10 protein-coding genes are annotated in these 20,122 nt (G+C 40.0%); all 10 read left to right on the plus strand.

Annotated features, from left to right (window positions below; translation table 11 throughout):
- The first annotated feature begins 333 nt into the window (after nucleotides 1–333).
- The 10 genes from KDU71_RS11285 to KDU71_RS11330 all read left to right on the plus strand — a co-directional run bounded on the left by KDU71_RS11285 (nucleotide 334) and on the right by KDU71_RS11330 (nucleotide 20,116).
- The gene (locus tag KDU71_RS11285; RefSeq protein WP_212190908.1) at nucleotides 334–1,794 is read left to right on the plus strand and encodes a sulfatase family protein; all 1,461 of its coding nucleotides are present in this window, start codon (nucleotides 334–336) and stop codon (nucleotides 1,792–1,794) included.
- Between the two features lie 163 nt (nucleotides 1,795–1,957).
- A complete protein-coding gene (locus KDU71_RS11290) occupies nucleotides 1,958–3,406 on the plus strand; it encodes a sulfatase (RefSeq protein WP_212190909.1) in 1,449 nt (482 codons plus the stop codon).
- A gap of 52 nt (nucleotides 3,407–3,458) precedes the next feature.
- Nucleotides 3,459–5,099: a right-handed parallel beta-helix repeat-containing protein gene (locus tag KDU71_RS11295; protein ID WP_212190910.1), complete on the plus strand. Its 1,641-nt coding sequence runs from the start codon at nucleotides 3,459–3,461 to the stop codon at nucleotides 5,097–5,099.
- A gap of 660 nt (nucleotides 5,100–5,759) precedes the next feature.
- Nucleotides 5,760–8,795, plus strand: a complete 3,036-nt coding sequence (locus KDU71_RS11300) for a SusC/RagA family TonB-linked outer membrane protein (RefSeq protein ID WP_212190911.1) — start codon at nucleotides 5,760–5,762, stop codon at nucleotides 8,793–8,795.
- A gap of 10 nt (nucleotides 8,796–8,805) precedes the next feature.
- Nucleotides 8,806–10,701 carry a RagB/SusD family nutrient uptake outer membrane protein gene (locus KDU71_RS11305; RefSeq protein ID WP_212190913.1) on the plus strand — a complete coding sequence of 632 codons (1,896 nt, stop codon included), beginning with the start codon at nucleotides 8,806–8,808 and terminating at the stop codon, nucleotides 10,699–10,701.
- Nucleotides 10,702–10,738: 37 nt separating this feature from the next.
- Complete coding sequence (locus KDU71_RS11310) at nucleotides 10,739–13,543, plus strand: SusC/RagA family TonB-linked outer membrane protein (protein ID WP_212190916.1); 2,805 nt, start codon at nucleotides 10,739–10,741, stop codon at nucleotides 13,541–13,543.
- 17 nt (nucleotides 13,544–13,560) lie between these two features.
- Nucleotides 13,561–15,306, plus strand: a complete 1,746-nt coding sequence (locus tag KDU71_RS11315) for a RagB/SusD family nutrient uptake outer membrane protein (RefSeq protein ID WP_212190918.1) — start codon at nucleotides 13,561–13,563, stop codon at nucleotides 15,304–15,306.
- A 26-nt stretch (nucleotides 15,307–15,332) separates the two neighbouring features.
- Complete coding sequence (locus KDU71_RS11320) at nucleotides 15,333–16,625, plus strand: fibronectin type III domain-containing protein (RefSeq protein ID WP_212190920.1); 1,293 nt, start codon at nucleotides 15,333–15,335, stop codon at nucleotides 16,623–16,625.
- 92 nt (nucleotides 16,626–16,717) lie between these two features.
- Nucleotides 16,718–18,223, plus strand: coding sequence for a right-handed parallel beta-helix repeat-containing protein (locus KDU71_RS11325; RefSeq protein ID WP_212190921.1), 1,506 nt, complete (start codon nucleotides 16,718–16,720; stop codon nucleotides 18,221–18,223).
- A gap of 384 nt (nucleotides 18,224–18,607) precedes the next feature.
- Nucleotides 18,608–20,116, plus strand: coding sequence for a sulfatase family protein (locus KDU71_RS11330; protein ID WP_212190923.1), 1,509 nt, complete (start codon nucleotides 18,608–18,610; stop codon nucleotides 20,114–20,116).
- Nucleotides 20,117–20,122: the final 6 nt, after the last annotated feature.

Here is a 20,122-nt window from a genome sequence, read left to right on the forward strand (position 1 = left end):
AATCTGAATGAGGATATCAGTCAACAACATAATGTGGCAGAATCACATCCGGATAAACTAGCAGAGATGGTAAATGCTTTTAAAGCTATACGTGGTGAAAACTACTCTAAGACGCAGAAGTTAGAGTTGAAGTAAGCGACAATTAGTTTAATAAAAAGTCTGATCAAATCAATTGATCAGACTTTTTATTTGAAATAGAATGGATATGGCAGTTTAGCACTCATTCGTAATCGTTGATGAGTAGAAAAATAAAAATCTGTTAATAATCGTTCGATATGTGGTCAGCTACGTGATAAGACGAGTGTATCTTCGAACAATTAATTATCGATACAAATGAAGAATTTAGTATTAATATTCACCTTAGTAGTGGCATGTACCTGTCAAGTGTATGCCAAGAGTAATAATAAGCGACGACCAAATCTGGTAATCATCCACACCGATGAGCATAACCTGCGTACATTAGGTTGTTACCGCGAAACCATGAGTGATGAACAAGCTTTGATGTGGGGCCAAAAGACCATTGTTGAAACACCAAACTTGGATAAAATTGCCAGTGAGGGTGTATTATGCGAAAACTGGTACGCTACATCACCGGTTTGCACGCCATCCCGGGCTTCAATGATAAGTGGACTATATCCGATTGCGACTGGTTCACACCAAAATGATCTGCCTTTACATGATAACCTGATTTCTTTCGCTCAAATTCTGAAGGATAATGGCTATGCTACATCATATGTTGGTAAGTGGCACCTCGATGGTGAAGATAAACCTGGTTTTGCCCCAAAGCGTCAGTTTGGTTTTGCTGATAATCGTTACATGTTTAACCGGGGACACTGGAAGGCATTGGCAGAAGATGAAAAAGGATTACGCGTAGACCAGGCTATTACAAAAAAGGGAGTGGCTTTCGATGTAGAAAAGGTTACTGAAGAGTCTTTCACAACTGATTTCCTTATTGATCGCTCCTTGGAAATTATCAAACGAGATATGGATCAACCCTTTGCTTTGATGCTATCCATCCCAGATCCGCATGGACCTAATCAGGTAAGAGCACCCTATGACACTATGTTTGATCATATGCACTTCGAAGATCCACGAACCATGCATCCTGATCCGGAAATGTCGCCGAAGTGGTTGAATTTACAAGGGAAAAAGAATCGGGCATTGTCATTAAAGCAAGACCAAATGGCTGATTACTTTGGCATGGTAAAATGCATTGATGACAATGTAGGACGCATACTCAATTTTTTGGAAATGGAAGGATTGAGTGAAAATACCATCGTTGTTTTTACATCCGATCATGGCGACCTGATGGGCGAGCACGGTAAGCATAATAAAGGCTTACCATATGAGATGTCGGCTCGTGTACCATTCTTACTTAAATATCCAGACCAGGTGATAGCTGGAAAGCAAATTCAAAAAGCATTCACAATGGCAGATTTTACACCAACAATTCTTGGTTTAATGAATGTGGATCATTCTGCCTATAATTTTCATGGTGAGGATTTGTCCACAGATTTTACCAACAAAGCCAAGGTTCTGACAGATGATCGCATTGTTTATATCACTAATGCTTTTGGTCGCTGGGTGGCAGCAGTCAATAATCGTTATAAGTTAGTATTATCACCAACAGATGAGCCTTGGTTATTCGATTTGAAAAAAGACCCGGATGAGTTAGTTAATTTTTATGAACAGCCCGAATATAAGGAGATTGGGGAGCGATTGAAGAATGAATTATACAAGCAAATGGAGGACTTTGATGAGCCATTATTAAATGAAGGGACCATTATTCAATAGTTATTGAATAATAATATATTATACCACTCAGACTAAGGTTCATAAGGGGAAGGTTTTGCAACATTCTTTTTATTTTGAAGGAGAAATACCACGACGTGGGTAGGTGGTTATTTTAAGAATATAACTGCCTTAGTCATTTATGAAAAACTATTCAACTGTAGTTATGAAGCTAATAATAACAATATCGCTACTGCTGCTAATCACTTCATCAGCATGTGTTACTGCATCTAATAAAAAGAAATCGGCCGAAAAAGCACCCAATATTCTTTTCATCGCCATTGATGATATGAATGACTGGACGGGCTTCCTTGGCGGACACCCTCAGGCCATAACACCTAACATGGATAAACTTGCCGCTAAAGGTGTGAACTTCACCAATGCCCATTGTTCAGCACCAGGTTGTTCACCCAGTCGTAATGCATTACTTTATGGTGTAGAACCTTTTAATTCTGGCTTGTATCCTTTTTATGAGCATGATATTCATGAGCAGTTGATGGATCGCTACATAACATTGCCTCGTCTTTTAAAGGAGCATGGATACAATACCTATGGTGCCGGTAAAATACATCATGGCTTGAAAGATGATCCGCGCGAGTGGACAGGCTACTTTGAATTGAAATATTCCAACAAAGAATTTAAAGCAGGAGCCGGCTATCAGGTTGGGAATAGTAAAAAGAATTCCTTTCGGCCAACAGTGAATGCTGATGATGAACATGTTGATTACCAGGTGGCATCCTACGGAGTTGATATTCTACAAAGCGAACATGATAAGCCATTTTTTCTGGCTGTTGGAATTGTAAAACCTCATTTACCTTTTGATTGTCCTGAGCGATTCTTCAATGCATTGCCAGAAAAGATTGAGGCACCAGCCATTTTAGAAGATGATTTATTAGATATCCCGGCTGAAGGCAATAGTTTCAGAAGAGCGGGTGACGATAAGCGTTTTAAAAATGATAAAGCATGGGAAGATGTGCGCCGGGCCTATCTGGCCTGTATCTCATGGGCCGATTATAACATAGGTCGTGTATTGGATGCATTAGAAGCAAGTCCATATGCTGATAACACCATTGTGGTGCTTTGGTCTGACCATGGTTTTCATTTGGGCGAGAAGATGAGCTTTAAAAAGTTTACACTTTGGGAAGAAGCAACTCGTGTGCCTTTTATTATTTATGATGGTCGTGAAAAGGCTCATCAGGGAGGTCAAAACTATTCAGAGGCCGTTTCACTTATCAATATTTATCGCACCCTGGCTGAATTGTCAGGTATTGAAGCACCAGGATATGTTGATGGAGAAAGCCTTGTGCCTGTGTTAAAGAATACGGATGAACAATTAGTTAAACCAACCATCACCTCATGGGGAAGAGGTAACTATGCGGTACGCACCAAAGACTGGCGTTATATTCGCTACTTTGATGGGACCGAGGAGTTATATCATCACAAGTCAGATGCTAACGAATGGCACAACCTGGCCAACGATGTTAAGCATAAGAAGGTAAAAGAAGAATTGGCTGCCAGATTGCCTAAGCGGGATGCTGAAACCATTCAGGAGTTTATTTCTCCATGGAGTGTATATGGCGTCGATAAAGAAAAGTGGAAAACGAAGAAGAAATAGCATTAGATAATAAGTACTTAACCGTTATTTTTAATGGTATAAATAGAAAAGGATGATTAAAAAACTAAGCATAGTTCTCATAGCTTTATTAATAAGCTTACCTCTTTGGGCCAATACGTATTATGTTGACGCCAATAATGGAAGTGATTCCAATAATGGATTATCAAAAGATGCAGCCTTTAAAAGCCTAAACCGTGCCAGTGCATTGCCTTTAAAAGCGGGTGATAATCTATTGTTGGCCAATGGGCAGGTCTTTTCTGGAAGCCTGGAACTAAAGGATGTTAGCGGTAGCAAAAGTCACCCAATTATCGTGTCCAATTATTCACTCAGTAAAAATGACCTGAAGCACTTACCAATTATTGATGCAAAAGGTTATCCTAACGGACTGTTATTGATGAACTGTAGCCATATACATGTGAGTCATCTGCACATAACTGCTGATGCAGGTGGAGTACCTGAGGGAACATCTACAAAGGACGATATGCGCTGTGGCGTACTGATTACTTGTGATAATGCTGCAGAATACGAAAATATCAGATTATCACGGTTAAATGTAACAGATATATTCTACGCCGCTAAAAGTGTGGTTCGCAGCAAGAAAGAAACCAATTCGGCCAACGGAACGCAGGCTTATGGTTGGGGCATACGGTTGATTATTCGTACCAAAGGAGCGCTTTTAAAAGATATGATGGTAGAAAATTGTCATGTTGAGAATGTTGGGCATACCGGAATTAAAGCCACAGGAGGAAAGCACAGCATAAAGGGTTTAAAGTTGTATGATAATACGGTTAAACATACCGGAGGACCTGGTATGCAGATGAGTGGTATATTAGATGGACACGTCAAAGGCAATACCATCACTTATTCTGGTAGCACAACCGATACACGAAAATGGGGCAGAGGTAGCGGTTTGTGGACCTGGGGATGTTCACGCGTATTGATTGAGCACAACTCATTTCGATTCGCTAACGGTCCTGCTGATTCTGCAGGTTGTCACATTGATTTTAACTGTGATAATGTTATCGTTCAATATAATGTGAGTGAAGGAAACGCTGGTGGTTTCTGTGAAATTTTGGGAAATAATTATAATTGTGCCTACCGTTATAATATTAGTATTAATGATGGACACCGGGTTAAAAAAGTAAACGGTGCTTTTCAGGAAGGTAAAATATTTTGGCTGAGTGGTTTCAATGGTAAGGGAAAAGAACATAATGGCCCATTTAACTCGTATTTTTATAATAATACCATATACGTGAAAAATGATATTGTGGCAAAAATGGCCGTAACGCGAACTGCGCAAGGTGCTTTATTGGCCAATAATATCTTTTACATCGAAGGAGAGAGTAAACTGGTATTGGGCGATCAGTATAAACCGGCAACCACTGGAGAGTCGCTGGTTAAAAACATCATATTTAAGAACAACCTTTTTTTAAAAGCGGATAACTGGCCTGTAGATGCATTAATTCAGGATGAGGCACCAATAATAGGTAATCCTAAGTTCACCAACGTTAATGGTAATACAGCTGAAGATTTTGTTCCTAAGCATGTGCTTTTAATAAAGGATAAAGGAATTCAGATTGTTAGTATACCTGATGATAAAGAGGGTTTATTCGTAGGATTAAAAGTTGAAAAAGATATTCTTGGTAATAAAATTAATGGACTGCCAGATATAGGTGCAATTGAAATAGAATAAAGGTCTACAACTTCAACAATTGAAAAAGTGAATTCTTAAGAAGGTAATAAACAGAAAGTATACCTCTTAATGGTTTCACTTTTTTATTTTGACTATCTGCGGTTTAAGGGATATGAATAATAGTTAATCAAATATATTGTTAGTGCCCATAAACTTGCTTATTGCGTGATTTGAAAAATGAAGTGGTTTTTAAGTATACACCTGATAGTAATACAATCCGATCAATTAAATTTAAAAGTGAGTATTCTTCCAGATTTGTCCCTGATAGTTAATGTGGCAATATGTGGTCAGTATTGGATAATTAATGAAGAATTATAGTATTGGCCTCCCCCTATATTTGAAATGTAAATAACTGTTAAAAACTCATGCTAAAACATCAGTTTTCTTGATAGTATATCGACAATTTTATATATAAAATTAGCATTGTATCACAGGGTTTGAAATTTTCTAATAGATTGAAAAGCAGTGCTTGAAGTTGTTTTTTGACGCAAAACCAACAAATATTAACAAATAATGGACATGTCTTAATTATTGTCAATGTAAATGTGAAAATGTGTTAATGTAATATGTGTTGTAGAGGTAGTTTTGAGTGTAATTTTTCTCAGAAAGGGAGAACAAAATAACGAAGAGAGAGTAAATAGTAATATTAATTCAAAGTGTATGAAAAGATTCTTTAAAACATTCATTTTTGTCTGCACCTTGCTGTCAATAGCCATATCGGCTTCTGCTCAGCAAAATGTAACAGGTGTTGTGACCGATGATAAGGGTGATCCCATAGTCGGGGCCACGGTTGTAATCGAAGGAACAACAACTGGTACAATTACAGACTTTAACGGAGTGTACAACCTGCGGGTTGAAACGGGACAAACATTAAGCATTAGCTTTATTGGATTTACAACCCAGCAGGTTCAGGTTGGGAGTGAAACCACAATTAATGTTCAACTGGTCAGTGAGGATATAGGTTTGGACGAGGTTGTAGTTATTGGTTTTGGAGAGAAAAAGAAAGTAACAGTAACAGGGTCCGTATCAACAATCAACAGTGAGGAGCTACTAAAATCGCCAACAGCTAACGTGACGAATGCGCTGGCTGGTAAAATTTCTGGTATCTCAGCGGTTCAGAATACTGGTCAGCCAGGGGCTGATGAGGCAGCACTGGCTATTCGAGGCAACCGTAATATTCTAACGATTGTGGATGGAGTTGAAAGACCGTTTTCGCAGATAGATCCTGAAGAAATTGAAAGTATATCAGTACTAAAAGATGCATCCGCAACTGCCGTTTATGGTATTCGTGGGGGTAATGGTGTTTTAATTGTTACTACAAAACGTGGTGAAAAAGGTCGTGCGAAGATTTCTGTTTCTTCCTCAATTGGTTTTCAGCAACCAACCATGTTAGCTGAGAAATCCAATAGCTATACCTATGCCATGGCGCATAACGAACGAGCTGCTAATGATGGAACACCTGAGGAGAATTTTGTGTTTGGTCCTGAGGCACTTGAGGCTTTTGCAAATGGAGGTAATCTACTATATCCCGATATGGATTGGAATGAGTACTTATTTAGAGACAAGGCATTTCAGAGTAAAACAAACTTCACCATGAGAGGTGGAACTGACCGGGTTCGCTATTTTGTGGCTTTAGGTTATTTAACTCAGGATGGTTTATTGAAAAACCTGGACCCCCGATTTGATGAGAACTTTACCTTCGATCGATACAACTATCGCACTAACCTGGACATTGATGTCACAAAATCAACCTTGCTAAAATTGAGTTTGGGTGGTCGTACAGAAGTGCGCAATCAGCCAAGAGCTAAAGATGCAGAACAGGGAATCTGGAAAGAGGCCAGTTGGGCGCAACCAATGTCGGGTTCAGGTATTGTTGACGGAAAGTGGGTCACCACTTCTGCTGACAATGTATCTATTGAAATGAAAGATCCATTGAATGCCTTTTATGGTCTTGGTAACGAAAATCAGACAAGGGCTGTGCTAAATATGGACCTGGATGTTATTCAAAAGTTAGACTTCGTGACACGTGGCTTGAAATTGCGTGTGAAAGGTTCGTACAATACAACGTATACACATTCAAAAACGCGTAGCTCGTCACCAGACAGATACGAAGCGATTAAAGATCCCATGGATCCTGATAATATTGTGTTCAGAAAGATCAATGATGAAGGTTCTCTGGGCTATAAAGAGCCGGATCCAACCAAAGCACGTAACTGGTATGTGGAAGGTGGATTAAACTACAATCGCAAATTTGGTAATCACGATGTTAGCGGTTTATTATTATATAATCAGCGTACGGTTTATTATCCATCTCAATTCACCGATATACCAAACAGAACGTTAGGTTTGGTGGCACGTATGACATATAACTATAAGACCAAATACCTGGTAGACTTTAACCTTGGTTATAACGGTTCCGAAAACTTTCCTGAAGGCAAACGTTTCGACTACTTCCCTGCAGTATCATTGGGTTACATTATAACGGAAGAAAGCTTTATGGAAAATATAGGTGTGTTTGATTATCTGAAATTACGAGCATCCTATGGTCAGGTGGGTAATGACCAGATAGGTGGTGGTCGCTTCCTGTATCAGCCTGATGCCTGGAATTATGACGCTGCAGGTTATAGCTTTGGTTATGAATCAGATTATATCGATCAGGGTGCTCTTGAGCTTCGTATCGGTAATCCAAATATTACATGGGAAACAATTACACAGAGGAATATTGGTTTTGATGCCAAGTTTTTGAACGCACGTTTAAGTGCCAGTGTTGATTTATTCCATGAGAAAAGAGAAGACATGTTGGTAACACGTCAAACAGTACCAAACTATGTAGCTGCCGTATTACCTGCAGTGAACCTCAAAGAGCGTGAAAATAAAGGATATGAAGTTGAATTAGGTTGGGACGACAATGCCGGAGGTTTTAGATATTACATTAATGCCAACCTTTCATTCGCACGTAACAAGATTATTTATATGGACGAGGTGCCTCAGCCATATGCATACCTGGAAAGAACAGGTAAGCCTGAGGGACAGCCTTTTGCATACATCAGTGATGGCTTCTTTACTGAGGAGGTGAATACAGATATGGATCCAAATTATCCAAATCAAGGCTATCGTTTTCCAGGTGATGTGAAGTATAAGGATTTAAATGGCGATGGAAAGATCGATGATTTAGATCAGAAAGCAATCGGATACTCGCCTAATGTGCCAGAGTATAACTTTGGTCTGAATACCGGATTTAACTGGAAGAATTTTGATTTCTCGATGACGTGGTCGGGTGTGGCCAATACCTATCGTTTATTACCAAATGTTTTGCGTCAACCATTTGCAGGACAAAACCGAGCTTTATACGATCACTTGTATGATGGCAGATGGACACAGGAAAAAGCTGATGCGGGCGCGCACATTGAGTATCCGCGTTTATCATTGGCAAGCAAGGATAATAATTACCAGGTATCCGATTTATATTACCAGGATGCTTCTTTTATTCGATTGAAGAGTGTAGAGCTAGGTTATACTATTAAAGCAAACTTTTTTAAACGCGCTGGACTGCGTGATGTTAGAGTATATGCAAATGGATTTAACCTCTTGACATTTAGTGATTTTGATATCTATGATCCTGAGTCAAATCCGGGATCAAATGGTCTGTACCCAATGGTTAAGATGTATAACATGGGTGTTAAGTTTAATTTCTAAAAGAGCAGCGATGATGAAACATATAACATACTTAAAATTCGCTTTTCTGGCGGTTGTAATTAGCATCTTATCAGTATCGTGCGAAGATATTGGCCCGGGTGCGTTAGAGAAGCCTGATGGACAGGATGTGACCATTGACACCATTTTCTCGTCAACAGAGTATGCTGAACGGGTATTATTTAATTCCTACCGTTCATTACGATCAGGGATCTTAAAAAATGGCCGAAGCCATGCTATCGGACAGGATCTTCAGGAAGACATTACTGATTTATCACATACCTTTAAATCATGGGGTACGGCAATGACTACTTATTATGCAGGTGGCTTAAACTCAGCCAACTCACATGTAACTTCAGGTCATCCGGATGCCTGGTTAGCACCAATGTGTATTTTACCATATGGTGATAGACCAGACAAGGGGATTACGACGTTTAAGGCGATACGTAATTGTCATATTTTTTTAGATCATGTTCACAAAGTGCCCGATATGTCAGAAGGTTATCGTGAGCAACTAAAAGCAGAAGCGCGAGTAATTATCGCCTATAATATGACGGAGCTATTCCGCAACTACGGTGGAGTTCCAATGGTTGGCAAGGTATATACGCCCGATGACGATTTTACAAATCCACGAATGACTGTAGAGGCGACTGTGGATTCAATTGTGAGCTTATTGGATAAGGCGATACCAAATTTACCATGGCAATTTAGTGAGGCGGATATGAGTTCATTGGCGGGTCGTTTCACTCAGGCCGGTGCGATGGCACTAAAAACACGTTTATTATTATTTGCTGCTAGTCCGCTGTTTAACAGTTCAGAACCATATATGCCTGGTGCTAATTCTGAGGAGGAGCTATACTGGTGGTATGGCAACTACGACGACAGTCGCTGGCAGAGAGCTGCTGATGCTGCTAAAGCTCTGATTGATAAAATTGAAATAGAAGGTGGTTATGCATTGGAGATGCCCGAGACCAATGACGTTTGGGGATATCGTGATGCTTATCGCCGAGGCTATTATTTTGCGGGTAACTTCAGTACCGGCGCATCACGCCGCAGTACCGAGGTGCTGATAAGCATTCGTGATGGCTACGAAAGTCAAGCACGTTGGGGAGGTGGAATGTATGACTCCATGTTAAATTATGGCGGAGGTACCTGTACCAATGAATTTATGCGTATGTTCCCAATGGCTGATGGTACACCTATTAGCGATCCTACGTCTGGTTGGGACGAAGCAGTCGATCCATTGGGAAGTGAAAACCGCACGTTTAACCGTGACCCTCGTTTATATGAAACCATGCAGTGTTTAAATGATGACTGGGGTGGAGAAAAAGTTCAGAACTGGAAAAACAACCAGGGCGGATGGGCGAAGCACGTTGCAGGACCACGTCGTACTAATGGCTCAGGAAGTACTGTTATTCGTAAATTCATCCCAGGTTGGGCAGGAAACTTCTATCCAATAAAGGATCATCATTTTCCATACATTCGCTTACCCGAAATTTATTTGTCATACGCAGAAGCAATGGCTCATCTAGGTAATATGGGGGAAGCTTATACCTATATTAATAAAGTACGTAACCGTGTAGGTTTAAAAAATATTGAAGACATAAAAGCATGGGGACCCGATGAATTGGTTCAACAGATATTGACAGAACGAGCTTGTGAATTCGGTTTTGAACAGGTACGTTGGTTTGATATGACCCGTCATAAATTAGAAAGTGCATTTAACCAGACATTGCATAATGTATGGATTACTAAGAATGCCGATGGCACATTTAGTTATTCATATCCTGAAATTAATGTTAACAGCCGACTTTGGTGGACATTCTTCGAGCCAAAATGGTACTTGCTACCTTTCCCGATGAATGAAATTCAAAAAGGATATGGCTTAGTTCAGAATCCAGGTTGGTAACCAATGGGAAGAATGTAAAACAGAAAAAAGTTAGAATATGAATATAAAAAATATAATAAAAGCTCTTTTCGTATCCTGCACCAGCTTGCTGACCATTGGGCAACTATCAGCGCAAGAGTCAGATTCAACGCTTGTGAACCTTGGATATGGCATGACGCAGGCTGCTAATGAAACAACAGCAGCCACTGGCGTAGCTACCGCGGAGAATTTATCAAAGTATTTTGCTATTAATCCTACGAATGCTTTGTATGGTCAAATTCCCGGACTAACCGTTATGCAAAATGGGGGAGACTGGTGGGGCCAGGGTGCAAGTATGTTTATTCGCGGTCAGGCCAATTTAGATAACACATCAGCCCCATTGGTATTGGTTGACGGCTTTGAACGTAATCTGGCAACTCTAACTGTTGCTGAGATTGAAAACGTAACTATATTAAAAGATGCAAGTGCAACTGCCATTTATGGACAAAGAGGTGCCAATGGTGTTATCCTGGTGACCACTAAGCGCGGTAAAGATGAAGGCATGAAGGTGGATTTCTCTTATGAGTACAGCACCAATAAAGCCTTCCGTATGCCCAAAATGCTGGATGCTTATGGTTATGCCAGCGCAATGAATGAAGCTCTTGCATTGGATGGACAGGACTATCTGTACTCTGCTGAAGAATTGGATGCCTATAAGAATGGTACCTATCCGGAGTATTTTCCTAATGTCAATTGGATGGAGGAAGTACTGCAGAATACAGGATTTGTGCATGACTTTAACTCAACCTTCCAGGGTGGTAAAGGCCGTACACGCTATTTCGTTAGCTTGAATTACATGGATGGTAATGGGCTGTTAAAGCAAGATCGAAATGAAAACAGCTTTTCAACACAATTAAATTATCGTCGTGCTAATTTAAGAACGAACCTTGATATTGAGTTAACCAAAAGTACCTTGCTGAAGATCAACCTGGCCGGACGTATTTCGGGAACAAATCGCCCAGGTAAAGCAACTTCCGAAAAATTATTCGGACGTTTGTATGGGACACCTGCTAATGCCTATCCAATTCAGTATTCAAATGGTGTATTTGGTGGCTCTCCAACTTATCCATATAATCCTATAGCAGATGTGAATGAAACTGGTTATGCTATCTCTCACGAGCGCACTTTTTATGGTGATATTACGCTTGAACAGGATTTAAGTGCATTAACTGAAGGGTTGTCAATTTCAGCATCCGTATCTTTTGATAATAATGTATCATACTGGGACAACAAATCAAAGGACTATGCCTATGTTTATAAAACGGCAAAAATCGATGAAGTAAATGAGGAGTTATACGATTTTACATCAACCAGTGGTGGTGAAAATACAGCCTTAAATTTTAACACAAGTGTTGGTGGTCAGGCGCGTCATGCCAACGGAATTGTAAAGTTAAACTACGACAAACAATGGGGTAAACATAAAGTAAATGCACTGGGTTTATTTCATGCAGATACGGAAACAACTTTTGGGCAGAATAATACATTCCACCGTGTGAACTATGCAGCCCAGGTGAATTATGCATACAATAAAAAGTACCTGGCAGGTGTGACAGCTTCATATAGCGGTAATAATATTTTATCTCAGGAAAACCGTTTTCAGTTTTATCCGGCTGTTTCATTAGGTTGGGTAGTATCAGAAGAAAGCTTCTTAAGTGGTGTTGATGCGATCAACCTATTAAAGTTAAGAGCTTCGGCCGGTTTGGTTGGTTTGGAGCAGAATGAGCAGCACTTGCACCGTCAGAAGTTTAGCGGTGGAGGAAAATACTGGTATGGTGATAACAATAATCAACTAGGAGGATTACAGGAGAGTCGCCGTGCCAACCCTAATGTGTTACCAGAAAAAAGTACACAGGTTAACATTGGTTTAGATGCCCGACTCTTCGGAGGTTTGCGTCTGAATGCAGATGTTTTCTATGAAGAGAGGAGTCAGATTCTGGTATCTGAAGCCAGTTCAACATCCAATGTAATCGGTGTGCCGGCCACAATGGTGTCAGACGGTATCGTCGAAAACAAAGGGTTTGAGGTAGCTGCCTTATGGCAGGATCAGATTGGAGACTTTAGTTATAGCATTGGTGCGCAATACTCAATGGCACAGAACGAAATTATTGAACAGAATGAAGTGTTCCGTGAATGGGATTATCTGAGCAGAACAGGTCATTCAGTTGATCAAGTGTTTGGTTTGCAGGATGCTGGTTTCTTTAATGAAGGAGAAGTAAATGAGGTTGACAATATCTATAACGGCGTTGAATATACCTTTACACAGGTATTAAGACCGGGTGATGTGAAGTATGTCGATCAAAATGGTGACAACAGAATTGACGAGTTTGATGTTGTAGCCATTGGTAAGAACTGGTTACCTGAAGTGAATTATGCCTTAACATTGGGTGCAGAATATAAAGGTGCTGGTTTTAGTGCCATTTTCCAGGGAGCCAGCAATGTTTCTGTTATGCTCAATACACCAAGTATATTCTGGCCATTGTATAATAACAACAACATCTCTGAATTCTCAAATGACCGTTGGACACCGGCAACAGCTTCAACAGCCACATTACCACGTTTAACACCTGAGAAGAATGAGAATAACTACCGTGCCAGTACCGTTTGGCAGCGCGATGCTTCCTATCTTAAGTTGCGTACTTTAGAAGTATACTATCACTTACCACAGACATTGGTCGAAAAAGTGAAGTTGAAAAGAGCAAAAGTATTCTTCAGAGGCATGAACTTATTCTCTGTAGATAATATTGAGATTATGGATCCTGAGGAAATAGGAGCCGTTTACCCAACGCTCACATCGTATAATATTGGTTTAAGCGTAGGATTTTAATTTTAAAAAAGGTAGACATGATTAGAAATATTATATTATCAATTTTTCTGGTAACACTCTTCACTGGGTGTGATGATTTCCTGGACTACACAGAACACTCGTTTTACGATGATCCGGAAACCATCTTTAGTACCTATAACCGTACCCGACAATTTCTTGCAGATATTTATAGCACCTTGCCATCCGATTATGATTATGACGGCATTAAAAAGGATGAGGCCAATCAGGCTATGCGATCGGCTGCGACTGACGAAGCTGAGTATGTTAAGCAGAATCATGATGTACAGAAATTCACCAACGGTCAGTGGTCTGCGTTTAACGCTTTGGACAACAACTGGTCTAAATACTATACCGGTATTCGTTCAGTTAACTTATTTTTGGACCAGATTGATGGACGTACCTTCGACGATTACAAGTACAATGAAGATTATGAAGAAGAGCAGGAGCGTTATGACAAGTTTCAATACGAGGCTCGTTTCCTAAGAGCTTTCTTTTACTTCGAATTGGCTAAGCGTTATGGTGATATTCCAATGCCTGAAGGTGTCGTAAACGATGTGGACGCAATCAATAACATTCAGCGTTCAAGCTTTGAGGATGTAATTGATTACATTGTTTCGGAATGTGATGCTATTAGTGAAGAACTGCCCGTTACCTGGAGCAACCAGGTATTTGTAGAAACTGGTCGTGTTACAAGGGGTGCTGTATATGCCCTTAAAGCAAGGGCTTTATTATATGCGGCGAGTCCTCTGCATAATACCTCTGGCGATGTGACAAAGTGGGAAGCGGCAGCAACAGCTGCCAATGCGTTTTTGATTAACCCGGATTTTGCATATGGCTTTGATGCGCAATATTACAATAGCAGTGATATGGCAAAGGGTTCATTTAATAACCGTACCAGTGCTGAACTGATTTTTGAAAGAAGAGAGGAAAATTCTAATGCCTTTGAGAAAGCTAATTTTCCAATGGGTTTTGAAGGTGCCAATGGTAATGCTACCTGTCCAAGTCAGAATCTGGTTGATGCTTATCAAACAACAGATGGTTATGATGTGATATTAAACAATGGCGTTTGGTCGGCACCGGGTAGTTCGGTATTTGATCCGGCTAATCCTTATGAAAACCGAGATCCACGTTTAAAACAAACAATTATTGTGAACGGTAGTACATGGAAATCCACCACAGTTGAAACATTTAAGGATGGTGCAAACGGTTTACCATTAGCAGATGCCACCCCTACAGGTTATTATCTGAAAAAATATGTACGCGAGGATATTACAATTGCCGGGAGTAATACAAATACTAAAGAACATGCATGGGTGATTTTCCGCCTGTCGGAGGTGTATTTAAACCTGGCAGAAGCTTTAAATGAAGCTTATGGCCCAACAGGTGCACCTGCTGGTTTTGCCATGGATGCAACAACGGCTTTAAACATGGTACGTACACGAGCAGCAGTAGCTTTACCTGCAGTTTCCGGACTATCACAAGCTGAATTACGTGCAGCTATTATTCGCGAGCGTCAGGTGGAGCTGGCATTCGAAGATCACCGATTCTGGGATGTACGTCGTTGGCGATTATTTGATAGCAGTAATCCAGATAATGTGACGGAAGATATTTATGGCATTGATATTACCAACAATGGTGGTGCATTGAGCTATAGCAAAAAGCTGGTTGACGATCGTCTTTGGGATGAGAAGATGTATCTATACCCGATTCCTTACAATGAAACGACAATTAATACAAACCTTGGACAAAACCCGGGTTGGTAGGATATGAACATTTAAAATTTTTGAATATGATACGCAAAAATATATTTCTTACCCTGCTGACTGCCACAATGGTTTTTGCAGGTTGTGAAGAACAGTATACAATTGGGGATTTTGAAACAGATGCTACGCTAACACCTGGACCACGAACAGATGGTCCAATAGCACCAGCTGCAATTGTGGCTTCGTACGATGACTTTTGTGACAAAGTTGAAATCAACTGGATGCCAACAGTTCGTACAACAGCTTATGATGTTTACAAAAATGGTGAAGTATTAGCTGCAGGATTAACGGATACATTTTATGTTGATACAGAAGCTATGACTGTTGATACCGAGTACACCGTCTATTCTGTAAATGCCAATGGTGATTCTGAAACATCGGCAATGACAGTTGGTCGTATGGCAGCAACACCTGCTGCACCAACCAACTTTGAAGCTACCGACGGAGCGTATGAATCGAAAGTTGATTTATCATGGGATGCTGTTGATTTTGCTCAGCATTACATTGTTAAACGTGGTGATGTGGTATTAAGCGATGCAGTGATTGGTACAACTTTTTCTGATTCAGATAATGCACCAACTGAAGCGGCTGAGTATACCTTAATAGCGGTTAGCGTTTGTGGAGAGTCAACAGAGGTAACAACTACGGGTTATTGTGATCCGTTGATTGCCTTCAGGTTCCCAATAAATGAAAACTTTGATGGTTATGATGTTGGTTTTAACTTGAGTTCAATGGATCTATTCCAACACATGATTCAGTATGATCCATTAGGAGGTCCTGGTACATTTACTGTAACGGATGAAACATCAGTTAGTGGTGCAAAAAGTGCTAAAGTAATATACAATGATGTAAACGCTAACACCAGTGCAGCTGGTTCTATTCAGTTAATATTTAGCAATTTTAGCTTATTGGAGGGAGAGCGCTACCGTATCAGTTATAAGTTAAAGTGTACAATACCTACTTCAATGCACATTGCAGTTGATGGCGATGGAAGTGGTAATCCAAGTAAAGGAGATGGTGTTGATAATTATCTGTTGCCAACGGCTGTGAACACTAAAAATGGTAATTTATATGGTATCCAGATGGATGCTAAACCGGAATGGACTGAAGTATCCTATGAGTTCCCTGCAACAGGCGATTTAGTGCAAAACGACCTTGATCCGGATGCTACAGCTTTGGCATGGACACCAACAACCATTCAGGCAGGTCAGGAAACACCTTTAATTTCTATAACATACTGGGTGGGTAAGAATAAGGCTCCTAATTTGCAGAATCCTCCTATTTATCTGGATGATCTGAAAATTGAATTGATTAAGTAATGGATTTATTCAATTATAAATAGGATGTAATTGAATGGCAGGTCTCACTGAGGCCTGCCATTCTTTTCTTAAACATTTTGACTATTAAGATTATGAAGATTTCATATTATATATCATTATTAGTGATTGCCATTCTTTGTCTTGGTTGTTGTACAAAAGATAATATCAAACAAGCAGAAAAGGCTTTCATTACTTATTATGTTGATGCAAACACAGGTAATGACAATAACTCAGGAACTTCTCCAGATCAGGCTTTTGCTACATTAGAAAAGGTTAATACTCTATCTTTAAAAGAAGGAACTCATGTTTTATTTAAGAGTGGAACATCCTATGCCGGACAACTAAAACCAAAAGGAGGAGGTGTATCCGGGAATCCAATTATCATTTCAAAATATGGCGGAGAAGCCAGACCTGTTATAAATGGTGAAGGTCGTTATATTGCAGCTGTTCATTTTTATAACATGGCCTATATTGAATTACGAGATTTAGAAATTACCAATACGGGTGCAGAACAGCAAAATGGAAGGCGTGGTGTTGTTATCGAAGCCGAGAATTGCGGTAAGACCAAACACATTATCCTTGATAATCTGTTTATCCACGATGTAAATGGCAGTTTGGTAAAAAGCAAAGGAGGCGGCTCAGCCATTCTTTGGCGAAACCATGGTGATAAATCCATAACAACCTTCGATAGCCTCATAATTCAAAATTGCCATTTAAAAGACTGTACACGCAATGGCATCAATGCACGTGGTTATACTAAACGTGATAACTGGCACCCGTCAACAAATGTGATTATCCGTAATAACCTGTTGGAAGGTATTCCTGGAGATGGTATTGTACCTATCGGAACTGATGGTGCTTTAATTGAATACAATGTAATGCGCGATTGCCCGGATATACTATCACATGCAGAAGCAGCTGCAGGCATCTGGCCCTGGAGTGCTGATAATACCCTAATACAGTTTAATGAGGTTTCAGGCCATAAGGCTAAGTGGGATGGACAGGGTTTTGACTCCGACTGGAATTGTTTAAATACCACTATTCAGTACAACTATAGTCATGATAACTATGGTGGTTTTTTGTTGATTTGCAACAAAGGCAACACCATTAATACACCATCCAATATTGGGACAAAAAACACCATTGTACGCTACAATGTGAGTGTCAACGATGGTATTCGTCCTTATCCAACCGAACGACGAGGTTGGTTTTCACCATGCATGCACATTTCCGGGCCTGTAGAAAATAACTTCATTCACCATAACCTGTTTATTTTTCCTGAGAAAGCTAATGTTGATATTGACCGTACTTTTATTCAGATGGACAACTGGGGCGGTCCTTGGGCCAATAAAACCTTAGTTGCTAATAATTCACTAGAGTTTTCAGAGCCGTATAAAATGTTCTACGGTAAGAGTAAACAAACTTGTGGTATCAATAATGAATTTGATTCGAAAATGTTAGGTCTAACTCGAGAAGAACAAGTGCCGGTTTGGGCTAAGGATTACCTTAATGATTATGATACAGAGTGGAAAGAAAAGATGATTGAAGCTTTTTTTAAGGATGATGATGAGATGAAGAACATTCTAATAGATAATTAATAATATAATCAGATAAAATAAGTGTGATTACCAAGCTATTTTGTCTGATTAAGGCTAATATTAAATGGTTCAATAGCTGAATCAAAGAAATAAACAAAATGCTGTCGTGTAAACGAGTTGAGATCAAGCGTACTAATCATAGAAGTGGAATGTTTACTTTGCAGGTTGTCACATTAGGTAAGCAACAGTCAAAACGAATTATTGTATTGTAAATCAATAAAAAGGCCATAAGGCTTATCGAAAAAGGTGCACAAATCAACCCAAAAATTAACACAAAACCACCAATGGTATATATCAGATAGCCATTGATTAATCTGCGGACATATTTAACATGCTTTATAGCTAATTTTAAAATTGATAAAATGTCAAATTTTAGAAACGGATATGAAGAAACTATCTTTAATCATATTGAGCCTGCTGCTTATTAGTCTTGTTAGTGCTCAGAATACTAGACCCAATATCGTTATCATTTACGTGGATGATTTAGGTTATGGCGACTTAAGTTGCTATGGTGCTACTGAAGTACAAACCCCAAATGTTGATAAATTAGCCAATGGCGGTGTTAAGTTTACCGATGGACACTGCTCGGCCGCTACCTGCACACCATCTCGTTATTCATTGCTAACCGGACGTTATGCATTCCGTAAGGATGCGGCTGTATTACCCGGTGATGCCCCCTTATTGATTAGTGCCGACAGGCCAACTCTGCCAGGTATGTTAAAACAGAATGGATATCGCACAGCCGTTATTGGTAAATGGCACCTGGGTTTAGGAAATGGAGATGTCGACTGGAATGGCAAGGTGGCTCCGGGCCCGCTTGAAATTGGCTTTGATTACAGTTACCTGATACCATCAACCGGTGACCGTGTGCCGTCTGTTATGCTGGAGAATCATCACGTGGTGGGCCTTGATCCGGAAGATCCTATTAAAATTAATTACAAGAAGAAAGTGGGTAATGACCCAACGGGAATAGAAAATCCGGAATTACTACGTTATCCTTCTGATACCTTTCATGGTAAAACTATTGTTAATGGCGTTAGTCGTATCGGTTATATGTCTGGAGGTAATTCGGCACGCTTTAGAGATGAAACAGTACCCTACCAGATGTTGAATAAAGCACGTTTGTTTATCGACGAAAGCCAGGAGGAGCCATTCTTCCTGTATTTCGCCTTTCATGATATACATGTGCCACGCTTGCCGGATGCCCCGTTTATTGGCGCTACCAACATGGGGGTGCGTGGCGATGCCATTGTTCAGATGGATTACATAACCGGTGAATTAATTAATCATCTAGAAAAAAGAGGTTTAAGTGAAAATACCATTATTGTTTTTTCCAGTGATAACGGTCCGGTCTTAGATGATGGTTATTCAGATGAAGCTGTTGAGCTCTTGGGAAAACATAAACCCGCAGGTCCTTTTCGTGGTAATAAATACAGTGCCTACGAAGCCGGCACACGGGTACCAACCATTGTGTATTGGCCTGGTACATTGGAAGCAAAAGAAAGTGATGCGCTAGTAACTCACACTGATTTATATGCCTCTTTTGCCGAGTTAATTGGCCATCAATTGAACGAGACAGAAGCACCGGATAGCGAGGCCATGTGGTCAACTTTTGCAGGTGAATCAAAGAAAGGTCGTGAATTCCTGTTAGAAGAATCCGTCACGCTTTCTTTGCGTCATGGCAATTATAAATACATCCATCCGACAAAGAAAAATCCAAGTTGGATCAAGGTTGAGAAAAATATAGAGTCCGGCACTTCCATCGAGCCTCAGTTATTTGATTTATCAAAAGATATAGGAGAGAAAGTGAACATAGCTGCTAAGAATAAAAAGCTGGTTAAGAAGCTGCAGAAAGAAATAGAACGCATTCAAAACAACGAAGTAACACGTTAAACGTGC

This window comes from Carboxylicivirga sediminis, from assembly GCF_018156225.1.
Taxonomy (GTDB): domain Bacteria; phylum Bacteroidota; class Bacteroidia; order Bacteroidales; family Marinilabiliaceae; genus Carboxylicivirga; species Carboxylicivirga sediminis.